This window comes from Taishania pollutisoli (genome assembly GCF_014518315.1).
Classification (GTDB): domain Bacteria; phylum Bacteroidota; class Bacteroidia; order Flavobacteriales_D; family Crocinitomicaceae; genus Taishania; species Taishania pollutisoli.
The window spans coordinates 45,839-59,242 of record NZ_JACVEL010000005.1 but is presented as its reverse complement, the minus strand read 5'-3'; the positions used below and the strand labels follow the sequence as shown (position 1 = coordinate 59,242).

Below are 13,404 nucleotides of genomic sequence, written 5' to 3'. Positions count from 1 at the left end.
TTAATCAAAAAATGAAATAAATGCTGAATAAAAGAGAATCACGGATCATTGTACGTGATACCAAATCCATTTAAATTCAGTATTCAAAATTACCAATTCACTCAACTACCTTCATCCAGGTTGTTCTCAACTCTCCAAGGCATGTTACCATCGGGTCAAAAAACGTTGCTCCTTTATGCTTGCTTACATCTGAAAAGTGAACGATTTTCTTTTCCCCGTTCTCTTCAATCAGGACGTGCAACCGGTCAAACAAGCGGAGGTTGAATTCCTTTTCCAGTTCTTTGATGAAATGAACAGAACTGTCAATGGAACAACCGGAAGCGGCTGTCATATTTTCGTCAACTGCCAGTACAATGAAATAATCTTCCAGGATAGCAGAAGCGCCGTACAATTGTACTTTGTGTGCGGCCCATTGGCGAACGAATACATCTAATTTCGCTTGAATTGCTTTCTGTACCTCCTGTGGAATCGCTCCCTGATTCTGATAAATCCAGATTTTGCTTGAATCGGGAAGGTGTTCAAATAAATTGTTATAAGTCTGCTGCATTTGCGATCAATTCTGCTACGTCCAACACTTTAATTTCCTGTTCCTTCTCGAAGTGTTTCACACCGTCGGTCATCATGGTATTGCAGAAAGGACAACCAGTCGCGATGATTTCAGGGGCAACCTCCAATGCATCTTCTGTACGCAATACGTTGACTTCCTTGTTGCCTTTTTCAGCTTCTTTAAACATTTGCGCTCCTCCTGCACCACAGCACAGTCCGTTGGTCTTGCAGCGTTTCATTTCGACCAGTTCCGCGTCCAGTTTGGTGATCAGCTCGCGCGGGGCTTCGTACACATCATTGGCGCGCCCGAGGTAGCACGGATCATGGAAGGTGATTTTTTTCCCTTTGTATGTTCCGCCCTGTACCGTCAGTTTCCCTGAATCGATCAGTTCCTGGATCAATTGCGTATGGTGAATGACTTCGTAGGTTCCTCCCAGTTCCGGATATTCATTTTTCAATGTATTGAAGCAATGTGGGCATCCGGTAACGATTTTTTTTACTTCATAACCGTCCAGCACCTGAATATTCATCATTGCCTGCATCTGGAATGTAAACTCATTCCCGGCACGTTTTGCAGGATCACCGGTACAGCTTTCTTCTGTTCCCAGTACTCCAAATTTTACATCACAATGATTCAATATTTTGACAATGGCCTTGGTAATTTTTTTCGCACGGTCATCAAAACTCCCCGAACAACCTACCCAGAAAAGGATTTCGGCTGTTTCTCCGCTTGCCATTAGTTCTGCCATTGTCGGCACTCTCAGATTACTCATAAAACAACTATTTTTTAAATACTTGTATCTTCACTTCCCGTTCCTCCAGGTCGGTAAACTTACCTTCGAATCGCGTCGCCTTTACCAGGTGATTATCGATCCAGTGATAATTTCCTCCCCGTGGTTTTCCGAACAAAATACCATGGTATTTAAACCCGTTTTTGTTCAGCCATTCTTCTGTTACCGGACGGTGTTCTTCCGTTCGTGAGGTAAAAAACGTAATGATATGTCCTTCGTCATACCACTTGTTCAATATCTCCAGTGCATCCGGATACAAAGCTGCTGTAGCCATTCGCTCCGGTTCTTCATTCGGTATGTCATCACAAATCGTCCCGTCAATGTCAATTAAATAATTCTTTACGTGTTCCGGTAATATGGGACTGATCAGTTTTCCGTTTTCTTTTGTTTCAATTAAGTGTTGGTCTGTTTTTTTATCCATGATGTGTGATTGTACACTACTCGTCTTTCCAATTGAGGCGGTCTGTCGGAGAAAACTGCCACGGTGCCCCGTTGTTTTCTATATTGGTCAACATTCCGGTTAACTCACTTGGCATTTTTGACTCTTCCATTACCAGGTAACGGCGCATTTCCATGATAATCGAAAGCGGGTCAATATTTACAGGACATTCCTGCACACACGCGTTACACGATGTACATGCCCAGATTTCTTCTTCTGTGATGTGGTCAAACAACAAACTTTTTCCATCATCATACTCTTTTCCATGCTTGCGAATGTTATCACCGACCACTTCCAAACGATCGCGTGTTTCCATCATGATTTTACGTGGAGAAAGTAATTTCCCTGTCTGATTTGCCGGACAGGCGGAAGAACAACGACCACATTCCGTACAGGTATACGCATCCAGCAAGCTTTTCCAGGTCAGGTCAGTTACGTCCTTCGCACCGAAACGCTGTGGTTCTGCGACCGCACCATCTGCCGGAGCTGCAAATGGATCTGCTGTCGGATCCATCATCAATTTTACTTCATTGGTAACAGATGCCAGGTTGGTAAACCGTCCTTTTTTTTCCAGGTTGGAATAATACGTGTTCGGAAATGCCAGTAAAATGTGAAAATGCTTGGAGAAGGGCAAATAATTCAGGAAAACAAATACCATTACAATATGTCCCCACCATCCGATGCGCTCAATCACGTGCAATGCTCCGTCGGAAAGTCCGCCGAAGAATGCCGGCCCGATGTGTTGCGTAACGGCAAACCCGAATGAACCGTCTCCCAGGTTTTCCGCATGAGAAAGCCCTCTGCTGTAAAGTACTTCATCGGCCCCGTTCATCATGAAGATGCAAGTCACCAGTAAAAATTCAAAGAAAAGAATCAAATTGGCATCCGTTTTTGCCCAGCCAACCATTTCCCGCATCGTAAATCGCGGAATTTTTAACAGGTTTCTGCGTGCCAAAAAGGCAATGGTTGCCACAAACGCCAGTACGGAAAGAATTTCAATAAAACTGATGATAAAGGTGTAAAAGCCGCCCAGTGCGGGTCTGAAAATCCGGTGATGTCCTGAGAAACCATCTACAACAATCTCAATCAATTCGATTTGTGTAATCACAAATGCCGCATAGATGAATAAGTGAAGGATTGCCGGAATCGGACGCTGAAACATTTTCTTTTGCCCGAATGCCACCAGGATCATTGTTCTCCAACGCTCTTTCGGATTGTCCGTTCTGTCCAATTCCCTTCCCAGGAGAATATTCTGACGGATCTTCCATACGTTCCAGGTAAAGAATCCGAAGCTTCCTACCAATAAAATGCCGAATACAATACCGCTAATCATTTATTTCAGATTTGTTGAGTCCAACAATTGTTTTAATTTCCGTTCTTCACTTGGTGACAAAGGTACTCCTTTTGTTTTTGCTCCGAAAACGGAGAAGTGAATGTACCGTTCCGGGTGTTTTTCAATATCACCTACCAGGCTTTGCAAACGCTGATTGGTTGTGTTCAACTCGTTGTACAATTGCTCGTCGGAAAGCAATTTTCCGAGGGTCCCTTCTCCTTTTGTAGCCGCATCCAGCATCGTATTGAACTTGTTGAGCGTCATTTTTGCTTCTTCAATTGTACCTTTAAAATCGGCAGTTACCAGGTCGTCGGTAAATGTTTTTGCATTGCCAATGATTCCTTCGATTTTCTCATTGCTCTTATGCAGGTTGGAAGTAATGGATTCCACATTGCTGAAAATACGGGAAAGTTTTGCTTTCTCCGTTACCATCAACCCTTCCAGTTCTGTTGCTACATTACCGAATTTTTTTAAGGCCGACTGTACTTCATTAAATGTTTCTTTCAGTTCGGAATTAGCGGTTGTATCCCAGAAAGCAGAAAATGAAACGATGAATTTATCCAGTGAATTGGCAACTGCAGAAACTTTTTGAATCAGCGGATCCGCGTATTGTTTTACTTCGGACATCAAACTGCTGGTAATGTCTCCCTGGATGTAGTCCGAAGGGTTGTGATACTTTGAAATGTCTTCATTCGGGATGATAATCAAACCTTTGCTGAGTAAGTCAACACTCCCTGCGTGGATGTTGGAGCCAACCGGAATTCTGAAGTTACGATCCTGAATATTGAATTTCATCAGGACTTTTTTATTTTCTTCTTTTTCTCCTGTCAGACCTACTTCCAGTACTTTTCCGACAATGACCCCGTTCACATAAACGGAAGTAGCAGGAGCAACGCCGCCTGATTCAGATAAATAAACGTAATATACATCATCGCCTCCAAAAAAGCTGTTGCCTTTCAGAAAGTTAACCCCTGCGATCAGTAATCCGATCGCCACGATGGATATAACACCCGTCTTAAGTTCCTTAGAGATTTTCAAAACAATTAATTTTCTGCTAATTTAATAGCTTTTTCCAAATTAATGCGTTCTCCGTTTAAAAAGGCAATGACAAATGCATGTTCAAAGCCGGTATTTCTCAATTCATTTTTGTGGTTATTTGCTGATTTGAAGTCGCTTACAAAATATCCTGTGGCGTACTTGTAAAGTCCGTCCTGTTGGTATTCATAAATCGGCATCCCCTTAAACTCTTTACTGGAGGTAGGGATGCGTTTTTGAGAGGTTTGAATCTGGATACGGAAGACAACTTTGTTATTATTCTCTTTTTCATCCTCAGTTGTTGTTTCTGTCGTTTGCTGTGTAGTTGTTCCTGAATTCTGGCTGGAATTCGTAATTGGAGTTTTTGTATCAACGTGGACACCTTCCAACTCGTTTTTATATTTACGAAAGGCGCTGAACATTGCCTCGGCCATTTTCTTTTGATTTTCCTTATTTCCCAGGAAGTTTTCTTCCTGCGGATTGGTTAAAAAGCCGGTTTCAATCAGCACACTCGGCATGGTAGTTTTGTAGAGTACAAGAAATCCTGCCTGTTTGACACCTCTGTCGTGACGGCCGAGCGTTTTAAATTCCGCCTGCACTTTGCTGGCGTAATTAATGGATTGATCCAGGAAAATGCTCAATTGTAACTGGCGTGCTATGATGGCGTCCGGTGAGAGGTCAAATCCTTTGTATTTTTCACCTCCGTCATCCTCCAGGTAAATTGTGGAGTTTTCCCGCTCGGCGATCTTTTGCTGTGATTCGGTCCGGTGGAGTCCCAAAACGTAGGTTTCTGCCCCATAAGCTGCAGGTCCTGCTGAGTTGGCGTGAATACAGATAAACAGGTCGGCGTTATTGCGGTTGGCAATTTTTGCCCGCTCATCCAGTTCCACAAATACATCTTTGTCACGGGTATAAACAACCTTTATTTCCGGGTAATTCTTTTTGATCATCTCACCCAGTGCCAGTGCCATGTTCAGACAAACTGTTTTTTCATTGGAATGTGCCCCGTTACACCCGGGATCTTTTCCTCCGTGCCCGGCATCGATCACCACGGTTTTAATGGCTGAATTGAACAATTCATCTTTTTGTGCATGGGAATCAATTGTTAAAATCCCCGTGGCAACTAAAATTAACACAAAAAGGGTACAGATTTTGTATATTGGCCTGTTTTTTTCCATCACAAGAAGGTTATTTTTTAGTTTTGCATCCATAAAACAACGATAGAGTACAAAGTTAATTTTAAAGTTTGCTCAAAAAGCGTTCCATACCGTTACTTATCTTCCATGCATTGTTAATAATGTGTGCGGGTTTTTATTCATTCGGACAGGATACAATCTATGTAAACGATGAGAGCATGGGAGGAATTTCCAAATACCGTGCCCGTGATTCGATCTATGCGGATTTAAAGAAGAAACAGTTGCACCTGTATGGAGAAGCTTATGTGGAAACAGAAGAAATGAATCTCAAGGCAGGTTATATCCTGGTGGACATGGAAAAGGAGGAAGTGACTGCTACATACGTATTGGATGAGGAAGGAAGGTTGATTGAAAAACCGCTCTTCACCATGGGAGGCGATGAAGCCGAGGCAAATACCTTAAAATACAATCTCCGGACAGGAAAAGCATACATTGAAGCAGTAAAAATTGTACAGGACGAAATGTACCTGCACATGGGACGAGCCAAGCGGCAGGCAAATGAAGAAATTCATTTCGTGGAAGGCCGGTTTACAACCTGTGACCTGGATGAACCGCATTATCACTTTCAATTGTCAAGGGGTGTAATGATTCCCGATAAACGCATCGTGACCGGACCGATGAATCTATACATTGCAGGAGTCCCGACACCATTAGGATTACCGTTCAGCTACATTCCGCAAAAGGATCAGAATGAACGCACGCACGGATTATTATTCCCGGAGATCGTTCCGATCTCGAATTATGGTTTTGGTTTAAATAACCTGGGATACTATATTCCCATTAACGATCGTTTGCAAACTTCTGTTTACGGAACAATCTATTCCAGGGGAAGCTGGGGATTGCGGAATGTAACGGAATATGCCCGCCGATATGGATACACGGGAAGTTTTGATGTGAGTTATTACCAGTATAAAAGTGGCTTTCCGACCAATAACAGGCTCAACAATGTGGACCTGAAATGGGTACACCGAAAAGATGCGAAGTCTAACCCGAAATGGAACTTCAATACCAATATTAACTTTAATTCCAGTAACAACTCGAAAAATAACCTGGATCCGGTTAACCAGAATTACTTCAAAAATACCTTGATGTCCGACATCAATCTCAACCGATCATTTCCCGGGAAACCATACCAGTTGTCTGCAAAAATAGCGCTGAGTCAAAACTCCCAGACACGGAATATCGCATTGACAAGCCCGATCGTGAACTTTTCAACCAGTCAGTTTTTTCCATTGAAAAAATTGCTGAAAGCGGAAATTTTCCAGCGCCTGGGGATTATTTACAACATTGAAGGACAAAACAAATCGACGTTTGAAGATGTATTGCTGAGGGATGGGAAATATGCAGAGATCGGGAATCAGTTTATGTATGGAATGCGCCAAAACTTGACTGTTCAGACTACAGGAGGAGTCTTTAAAAATGTATTGAAGCTGACGCCAAGTATTAATTATTCGACCAATCTGAACTTTCAGCAGATCCGAAAAGTATACGACCCGGTTCTCAATAATGCGGTGAATGACACTGTACGACAAGCGGGATTGGCACATACCTTGTCGTTCAATATGGCAGCAACAACAGCACTGTATACCTATTACCGCTTTGTCGGTAAAAATAAACCGATCATGCGCCATGTACTGACACCGAATGTGTCTTTCAGTTACCGTCCTTTGCTGACGAAAAATCTGGAAGCCAATGTCGGACCAAATCAGGAAAAACTGGTTTACTCTCCCTATTCCAATAGTGTGTATGCATATACTGCAACCAAAGATCAGGCGTTGATTAATTTCGGGATCAACAACTCATTTGAACTGAAACGAAAATCCGATAAAGACACCGTAACCGGTTTCCAGAAAATCAGGATCATTGACGCCTTGAGCCTCACGGGTAATTACGACATCATGAAAGAATCGATGAACTTGTCGGACATCAATGTCAATATACGGATCAGTCCTTTTAAATGGATGAATATTGTCGGGACGACTTCTTATTCGTTTTATGGATGGGATGCAGTCACCAATGCATCCTTACCTGATTTCGCTCTGAAATCAAACAGTAAATTGGGACGAACGATGAACAACGCCATCACAACGACTTTTACAATTACCTCACGGGAAAGCCGGGAAAAAATAGAAGAAAACAAAGAGGTGGTAGCAGAAAACTGGCAGGCGGATTATGATTATTTCTACCTGCACCCGGAGCGAATCATTGATTACAGGATTCCATGGAAAGTAAACGTATCCCATGTATTTAATCTCAACAGGAACATCAATAAAACGGTAACGGATAATGAAGAATTTCGCCAGGTGCATACGGTAAACGTGGATACAGATATTAGCATTACCAAACGATGGAAGCTGGGGGCGGTAGTCAACATTGACCTGAAAACTAAAAAAGTAACCAATGGCTATTTTACGCTCAACAGAGATATGCATTGCTGGGCATTGTCATTCCGCTGGACACCGATCGGATTCAACAAAAGTTTCTTACTCACCATTCGCAATACGTCGTCTATCTTTAAAGATGCGAAGCTGGATTTCAGAAAACCACCGGCTTTCTTATAAATAAACTATTTGCAGCAAATGAATGTTGGCGCTTCCCGAACCAGTGAGGGGAAGTCGTTTTATTTTTCGTAGAGCACTACCAGTAAGGGATTGTGGATTCTGGCATTTTTTTCAGACAACATATTTTTGTAAAAAAAAGAGTAAAAAGAAACCGGTTGCATTTTTTTTGCTGTATATTTGTTTGATTAATAACCACTTGTAGTGTATTTGTTCACCTAAAGCAAATAACCATGAAAAAGCTGAAAAGACCGGAAATACTTGTATTTCTAACAATTCTCGTAAATGTAAATTGCCTTTTTGGGCAACAAAAAGATGTTCGTTACCTTGCTCCTTATGTAGCCATAGACGTGCCTAATCCCCCACATGAAGTAGAATCGTATGCGGAAAAAGGAACAACACGCTGTGGAGCAACCAACCATGGTACGATCAATCTGGTCGATTGTGATGATATTGGTACCGCTGCTTTTAACAGTGCAGGGATAACCGCTTCTGTTGATGATGAAAATGTAGATGCTACCGGACATCCTTGCGGACCTCAGGGAGGAGGAGTGCAACCGGGAAGTTGGCATGTGTTTGATCTGGCTACAGGGGTGGAAAGTCTGTTGATTGAATATGCTGGCGGGTTTGCAGGTGCTGGTGGATTCAGCCAATTGTGGATGTCTGCCTATCAAGGTCCGAATTGTTCTTCGCTTACAAACGTAGGATGCGGGCAGATCATTGATAAATCCGGACCCAATTTAGTGTTGCTTTCTCTGGGATTGGATAACCTGGATGATACCCAGAATTTGTGGATATTTGTCTGGGGAGATAAAGGATATGATATTGACTTTACGTTTACGGGAACTTCTCCCGCGCCTTCCAACACGTCGTGTGCGAATGCCATTTCCAATACCGAAGCATGCAATCTGGGAGCGACAGGTGCTACTTTTACCGCTCCTTCCAGTGCGTTAGGTGCCGGAGCATGTGCCGGAGGAACGTGGTATTCAAACGAAAATACAGTGTTTTACACATTTACGGCAACAGATGCCGATGGTTCAATTGATATTGACAATATTATTTGTAATGACGGAACAATGGGAGAGGCTCAGTTTGGTGTATGGAGAAGTTGTGCTGCCGTGGGAACTTACGGAGCGAACTTTTTGGGGTGTGCCGTTGGTACATCCAGCCTCTCACTCTCACCACTGGTTCCGGGGCAAACGTATATTATCGCTGTGGACGGACAGGCAGGAGATGTTTGTACGTGGACGTTTACGGTGGATGGAATCGCATTGCCGACCGAAGTTTACGGGTTTGATTCTAAAAGAATAGACAGAACTACCGTAGAACTGACATGGAAAACAGCTACAGAATTAAATACCGACTATTTTTCGGTAGAACGTTCTGACGATGGATTCAATTTTTATGAAATAGGAAACGTACAGGCTGCGGGATATGCCAATGAATCTCATGCATACACATTCAAAGATCAAGAAGCGGTTACAAACAGCAGGTACATTTATTACCGCTTGAAAGTCGTTGATTTTGACGGTAAATTTAATCTGTACGGTCCGCGGTTTGTTTCTTCATCGGATGAAGTGTTAAACGAGGCGGTGATTGTTCCGAATCCTGCAGACAATCAATGCATCGTATCCTTTACCAGTGAAAAAAATGCATCCTATACATTGCAACTGGCGGATCAGTATGGAAGAGTGGTAACACAAGAAGAAGGTGTTTCTTCGCAAGGGCTGAAAACCGAAGTTTACCTGGAATTAAATGGATTGGACAGTGGTGTTTATTTTGTTACAATTGTAAATCAGAAAGAAGGGAAGCAGCAAGTAGTGAAGTTTATAAAAAAATAACGTTTATTTGTATGAATAAAAACAGGTACTGACTGAAAGTCATACGATAAATTTCAGCCTGTATCTATAAATAATCTGATCCGGATGAAGTTGGTGAAAAAAATAATAATTTCCGGCTGTTTACTTTCCATGTGTACTTTGTCCTGTAAAAAAGAACAGACCAAGTCGGAAGACGAACCGATAGTGCAAACACCTGAAGATTCGCTTGCTGTTTTTTCAGATATTCAGATCGGAAATCACCATACGGCAACTCTATCCGGTTTTCTATGCCTGAGATCAGGTGAAGTATATACGCTCAACGACCCACCCAAAGCAGCAGATCACCAGGCAAGAATAGACCTTGTTTATTATTATACTGCAACCGCTCCAACCAGCGCTTACCTGGGAGCTCCGTCAACGCTGGGAAGCAATCAGGCAGAAGGTGGATTGTATGATAATGCTCCGAACGGAGTTGTTTATTGGGCAACAATAAATGAAACGGCGATCATGCCCTGGGAATCCGTATCGGTCGGAGATTTTATCAGCATAACTACTTATTCGGAACTAAAAGCAGCCTGGGGAACTACGGGCTTAATGCCCCATTACGTGTCCAATGTACAAAGCGGGAAGGTCTACCGTTTTATTACGCACAATCAGAAGATCGGTTTGCTGAGAATTAAAAGCATTTCAGGAAACGGAAATGTGGCAGCTGTGATGACTGTTGACATTAAAATTCAAAAATAAAATTACTTCTAATCAGTTGACCACCGGAGGTATCCGCTCCATCGGTTTGGCTGTGATCATTTTCTTTTGTAAATTGGATTAAACGTTTCCTGTTTTCAATTGTCTTTGATAGATAAAATTAATATATGAAGTCTTTCGTCAGAGTTATTGTTGTTGTAATCGCTGCATTTAGTTCATTTTATACATTCTCACAACAAGCAGAATTGAAGGGACGTGTTACAGACAAAAAAACAACAGAATCCATTCCTGATGCAAAAGTCATGTTGTTATCACCGGGAGATTCATCCGTTGTAACAGGAACATCTTCTGATGAAGAAGGGAATTATCGGATTTCTGCTGCTCCAGGAACATATATCCTGAAAGTGACAGTGCTCACGTACAACGATGAGGTCCGAACCATTCGTCTTCCCGGAGGTGCTACCGAACTGGCCATTGTTCTTTCCTCAGATGCTAAATTGATTGATGAGGTAAGCGTGGAGGCAAAAGCCATTCGCGTAGAGCAAAAAGGAGATACCACGCAGTACAACGCCGACGCGTTTAAAACAAATCCGGATGCGACCGTAGAAGATTTGGTCACCAAAATGCCAGGGATTACTGTGGAAAATGGCGTGGTAAAAGCACAGGGAGAACAAATCAAAAAAGTATTCATTGACGGAGAAGAGTTTTTTGGAGATGATGCGGCAGCTGCATTGAAAAATTTACCTGCGGAAATTGTGTCCAAAATTCAGATTTACGACAACGAGAGTGACCAGGCAAAATTTACAGGAATTTCTGATGGAACGGAAGCGAAAGCGTTGAATATTGTCACAAAAACAGGTAAAAACCAGGGGCAATTTGGTAAAATATATGCCGGTTATGGATACCCGGATCTCTATTTAGGCGGATTAAACATCAATATTTTTAAAGGAAAAAGTAAAATTTCCATCGTTGGAATGACCAATAATGTAAACCAACAAAATTTTTCATCGGAAGATATCCTGGGGCTTTCGAGCTCGGGGTCAGCATCCGGAGGGCAAGGGGGGAGAGGCCCGGGTGGAAGAGGTGCCGCGGAAAATTTTATCGTTGGTCAGGAAAACGGGATCAGTACGACACATTCCATCGGGATCAACTATTCGGACAGGTGGGGAACCAAAACCAAGGTGACGGGAAGTTATTTTTTCAATGCTTCTAAAAATGAAAACAGGCAGCTGACCGAACGGGAGTATATTTTATCCAGCCAGTCCGGTCAGTTATACAATGAAGATTATTCTGCCGTTACCCGGAATTATAACCACCGTATGAATTTCCGGTTTGATGTACAGTTGGATTCACTCAATTCAATCGTGATTGCTCCGAAACTGAGCTACCAGGGAAATGACCGGACAAAGGAAATGTTCGCAACGACTGCCGATAAGCAGGCATCCTTGCTCAATCAGATTGCCAATTCAACTTACGGAGATAACAAGGGAATCAATGCTGGTACATCTTTCTTGTGGCGACATAAATTCATGAAGCCGAAAAGAACACTGTCTATGAACTTGTCCGGAACGTACAACAACCGTTTGGGAGAAAGCGGGCAGGAATCACTGGCAGAATACTACGATGCATTGGCGGGAGATTCATCGGCAACAATTAACCAGTTTGCGGACAATAAAACAAACGGTTATATCACCTCATTACGGGTTTCATATACGGAGCCGTTGAATGATTACTGGTCGAGTGAATATTCCTACACGCCTTCTTATACGCTGAGTAATGCAGACAAACGGACATACAATTACGATCCGAATACAGGCGTGTACAATACAATGGATACACTGCTCTCCAACGTGTTTCAAAACAAAACAATCGGAAACGAAATCGGAACAAATTTTCGGTTCAGAAAGAACAAGGCCAACGTACAGATAGGTCTCAGCTACCTCAATACATTGTTATTAAACAACCAGGAATTTCCCGTTAACCGGAATGTCAACCTGGTTTTTCATAACCTGTTGCCCAACGTGCGATTCCGGTATGAATTTTCTAAAACAAAATCCATTCAGCTGAACTATCGGGCAGGAACACGTACGCCTTCCATCGACCAGTTACAAAACGTAATTGATAATTCCAACCCGCTGTCACTTTCGTCGGGAAATGAAAAACTGAAACAACAGTACAATCACCGGGTATTTGGTCGTTTTAATGTGACCAACGTAACGAAAGGAAGTAATTTCTTTGTGTTTTTATCCGGAGAAGTCAGCTCTGATTATATTACCAACTCAACAATTATTGCTACCAGTGATACATTGATTGACGGAACCATTCAATTGGCAAGGGGCGCGCAATACCGGAAACCGGTCAACCTGGACGGGAAATGGAATACAAACGGGTATGTGTCGTATGGAATTCCGCTGTCGGCACTTAAACTTAACCTGAATTTTAACCTGGGAGGAGGATACGGTGTTACACCGGGATTAATCAACAATGAGCTCAACAGATCGAATACACGAAACGGAAATGCCGGAGTGACGATTGCAAGCAACATCAGCCCGAAGATTGATTTTGCTGTGGGGTACACGTTCAACTACAACAATGCCGTGAATTCACGCCAGGGCAGCACCAACAATGAATATTTTGTACAGAACCTGTATGCCAAATTTAACTGGATTGTGAAAGAGCGCCTGGTGTTTAACACCAATTATGCATTGAATGCATACGCGGGATTGAGTTCCGATTTCAACCAGACAATCATGTTGTGGAATGCAGGAATCGGGTATAAATTCTTACCGAAAAAACAACTGGAAGTCCGTTTGTCTGTCTTTGATATTCTGAATAATAACAATAGCATTGCACGGAATGTAACGGAATCCTACATCGAAGATGTTGAATCAAGGGTGTTGAATCGTTATTTCATGCTGACGGCAACCTACAACCTGCGGAATTTCGGAACACCTGCAAAGTAATTTTAATTATTCGCTAATTTC

10 protein-coding genes are annotated in these 13,404 nt (G+C 42.5%); 4 read left to right on the top strand and 6 right to left on the bottom strand.

From position 1 onward, the window contains the following. Positions 1–97: 97 nt before the first annotated feature. The 6 genes from H9Y05_RS09005 to H9Y05_RS08980 are packed head-to-tail and all read right to left on the bottom strand — an operon-like array spanning position 98 to position 5,280. Positions 98–547: a hypothetical protein gene (locus H9Y05_RS09005; protein WP_216714085.1), complete on the bottom strand. Its 450-nt coding sequence runs from the start codon at positions 545–547 to the stop codon at positions 98–100. After that, on the bottom strand, positions 531–1,319 hold the full coding sequence (locus tag H9Y05_RS09000; RefSeq protein WP_216714084.1) for a (Fe-S)-binding protein: 789 nt from the start codon (positions 1,317–1,319) through the stop codon (positions 531–533). The genes H9Y05_RS09005 and H9Y05_RS09000 overlap by 17 nt, the downstream gene beginning before the upstream one ends. 7 nt (positions 1,320–1,326) lie before the next feature. Continuing rightward, a complete protein-coding gene (locus tag H9Y05_RS08995) occupies positions 1,327–1,758 on the bottom strand; it encodes an LNS2 domain-containing protein (protein ID WP_163492727.1) in 432 nt (143 codons plus the stop codon). Positions 1,759–1,774: 16 nt separating this feature from the next. Further along, complete coding sequence (locus tag H9Y05_RS08990; protein ID WP_163492728.1) at positions 1,775–3,109, bottom strand: (Fe-S)-binding protein; 1,335 nt, start codon at positions 3,107–3,109, stop codon at positions 1,775–1,777. After that, entirely contained in the window at positions 3,110–4,147 is a 1,038-nt protein-coding gene (locus tag H9Y05_RS08985; RefSeq protein ID WP_163492729.1) for an MlaD family protein, read from the bottom strand. Positions 4,148–4,152: 5 nt separating this feature from the next. Then, the gene (locus H9Y05_RS08980; protein ID WP_216714083.1) at positions 4,153–5,280 is read right to left on the bottom strand and encodes an N-acetylmuramoyl-L-alanine amidase family protein; all 1,128 of its coding nucleotides are present in this window, start codon (positions 5,278–5,280) and stop codon (positions 4,153–4,155) included. 161 nt (positions 5,281–5,441) lie between these two features. Here H9Y05_RS08980 and H9Y05_RS08975 point away from each other — a divergent pair, with 161 nt between their 5' ends. The 4 genes from H9Y05_RS08975 (at position 5,442) to H9Y05_RS08960 (ending at position 13,383) form a co-directional block, all read left to right on the top strand. Beyond that, on the top strand, positions 5,442–7,901 hold the full coding sequence (locus H9Y05_RS08975) for a putative LPS assembly protein LptD (protein ID WP_163492731.1): 2,460 nt from the start codon (positions 5,442–5,444) through the stop codon (positions 7,899–7,901). 230 nt (positions 7,902–8,131) lie between these two features. Next, positions 8,132–9,739 carry a T9SS type A sorting domain-containing protein gene (locus tag H9Y05_RS08970; RefSeq protein ID WP_216714082.1) on the top strand — a complete coding sequence of 536 codons (1,608 nt, stop codon included), beginning with the start codon at positions 8,132–8,134 and terminating at the stop codon, positions 9,737–9,739. An 84-nt stretch (positions 9,740–9,823) separates the two neighbouring features. Further along, entirely contained in the window at positions 9,824–10,462 is a 639-nt protein-coding gene (locus tag H9Y05_RS08965) for a hypothetical protein (RefSeq protein ID WP_216714081.1), read from the top strand. A 125-nt stretch (positions 10,463–10,587) separates the two neighbouring features. Continuing rightward, a complete protein-coding gene (locus H9Y05_RS08960) occupies positions 10,588–13,383 on the top strand; it encodes an outer membrane beta-barrel protein (protein WP_216714080.1) in 2,796 nt (931 codons plus the stop codon). Positions 13,384–13,404: the final 21 nt, after the last annotated feature.

Bases quoted from the DNA above. Each gene is read 5' to 3' on its own strand.
- H9Y05_RS09005 (WP_216714085.1), bottom strand. From the start codon at position 547: ATGCAGCAGACTTATAACAATTTATTTGAACACCTTCCCGATTCAAGC.
- H9Y05_RS09000 (WP_216714084.1), bottom strand. From the start codon at position 1,319: ATGAGTAATCTGAGAGTGCCGACAATGGCAGAACTAATGGCAAGCGGA.
- H9Y05_RS08995 (WP_163492727.1), bottom strand. From the start codon at position 1,758: ATGGATAAAAAAACAGACCAACACTTAATTGAAACAAAAGAAAACGGA.
- H9Y05_RS08990 (WP_163492728.1), bottom strand. From the start codon at position 3,109: ATGATTAGCGGTATTGTATTCGGCATTTTATTGGTAGGAAGCTTCGGA.
- H9Y05_RS08975 (WP_163492731.1), top strand. From the start codon at position 5,442: ATGTGTGCGGGTTTTTATTCATTCGGACAGGATACAATCTATGTAAAC.
- H9Y05_RS08970 (WP_216714082.1), top strand. From the start codon at position 8,132: ATGAAAAAGCTGAAAAGACCGGAAATACTTGTATTTCTAACAATTCTC.
- H9Y05_RS08965 (WP_216714081.1), top strand. From the start codon at position 9,824: ATGAAGTTGGTGAAAAAAATAATAATTTCCGGCTGTTTACTTTCCATG.
- H9Y05_RS08960 (WP_216714080.1), top strand. From the start codon at position 10,588: ATGAAGTCTTTCGTCAGAGTTATTGTTGTTGTAATCGCTGCATTTAGT.